General features: G+C 31.0%; 2 protein-coding genes. Both read left to right on the top strand.

The window, feature by feature from the left end:
- Positions 1 to 1522: glucose-6-phosphate isomerase (pgi, locus tag FUA24_RS24595; protein ID WP_148546079.1), on the top strand; the 1522-nt coding region annotated here is incomplete at its 5' end.
- A 171-nt stretch (positions 1523 to 1693) separates the two neighbouring features.
- Positions 1694 to 1930, top strand: a 237-nt coding sequence (locus FUA24_RS24590; protein WP_148546077.1) for a carboxypeptidase-like regulatory domain-containing protein, incomplete at its 3' end; no start/stop codon positions are given.

Here is a 1930-nt window from a genome sequence, read left to right as displayed (position 1 = left end):
TGCTCAAGATGCAAACAGGGCAGATAAATTTACCATTAAATGGCAAGATTTTTATGTAGATGTTTCTAAAAACAGAATTACTGAAGAAACATTTAAATATTTATTAGAATTAGCTGATGATGTTAAGCTTAAAGAAGCAATACAAAGTCAGTTCTCAGGAGAAAAAATTAATAAAACCGAAGGTAGAGCCGTATTACACACCGCTTTAAGAGCTCTAAAAACTGCCGTTGTAAATGTTGATGGTGTTAATGTAATACCTGAAGTTTATAGCGTTAGAGAAAAAATAGAGGCTTTTACCAATAAAGTGGTAAGTGGTTCAAAAAAAGGGTATACAGGTAAAGCGTTTACGCATGTTGTAAACATTGGTATTGGCGGATCAGATTTAGGGCCAGCCATGGTTGTAGATTCGCTTCAGTATTACAAAAACCATTTAACAACTTATTTTGTAAGTAATGTTGATGGTGATCATGTAAATGAAGTAATTAAAAAATTAAACCCTGAAACTACTTTATTTGTGGTAGTTTCTAAAACGTTTACCACACAAGAAACCTTATCAAATGCCAACACCATAAAAGAATGGTTTTTACAATCGGCATCACAAGATGATATAGCAAAACACTTTGTAGCAGTATCAACTAATTTAGAAGCGGTTAAAAATTTTGGTATAGCTTCAGAAAATATTTTCCCAATGTGGGATTGGGTTGGTGGTCGTTTTTCATTATGGAGCGCCGTTGGGCTTTCAATAAGTTTGGCAGTTGGTTATAATAATTATGCTAGTTTATTAGAAGGTGCTCATGAAATGGATGAGCATTTTAAAAATGAAGATTTTGCATCAAACATTCCGGTGGTTTTAGGTTTAATAAGTATTTGGTATAATAACTTTTTTAAAGCTGAAAGTGAAGCTGTAATTGCATATTCGCAGTATTTAAATCAATTTGCTACCTATTTGCAACAAGGCATTATGGAAAGTAATGGAAAAAGTGTTGATAGAAATGGTAATTTTATAGATTACCAAACAGGTACATTAATTTGGGGAGAACCCGGTACAAACTCGCAACATGCATTTTTTCAGCTAATTCACCAAGGAACCAAACTAATACCAGCTGATTTTATTGGGTTTGCAAAATCATTACACGGTAATCAAGACCACCAAGATAAATTAATATCAAACTTTTTAGCACAAACTGAAGCCTTACTTAACGGTAAAACAAAAGAACAAGTAGAAGACGAAGGAACTTCAGAAACTATTTTGCCTTTTAAAATATTTGAAGGAAATAAACCAACAAACACAATTTTTGTAGAAAAATTAACACCTAAAAGTCTTGGAAAGCTAATAGCCATGTACGAACACAAGATTTTTGTACAAGGTATTATTTGGAATATTTTTAGTTACGATCAGTTTGGAGTTGAACTAGGAAAACAGTTGGCAACAAAAATTTTACATGAATTTAACAATTTGGTAACAAACAATCATGATTCTTCAACTGTTAATTTACTGACATATTACAAAAATATGAAGTAAAAAAAATACATTCTCATAATATTTACTTAAAAAAAGGTGCTAATTTTAATAGGTTAGTGTCTTTTTTGCTTTAAAACTGTTATAGTTTTCTTAATATTTTCTTAATATTAAAACCTTACTCAAGAAGTAATTTTGCAAGACTAATTAAAAAAATTAATCTTTTTAAAAATTATGAGAAGAATTACTCAAAATTTAATAGTTGCTGTAGCACTTTTAGTGTCTGCCGTAGCTATGGCACAAAGTACCATTAGTGGTACTATTTTGGAAGCGGGAAGTAACATTCCGTTACCAGGAGCAAATGTTGTTGAAAAAGGTACTACAAACGGTGTAGTAACAGATTTTGATGGAAATTTTACTATCAACACAAAATCTAACTCAGGTGAATTGGTAATATCTTTTATAGGGTAT

The sequence above is a fragment of the Seonamhaeicola marinus genome, from assembly GCF_008085455.1.
This window is presented reverse-complemented; position numbering and strand designations above follow the sequence as displayed.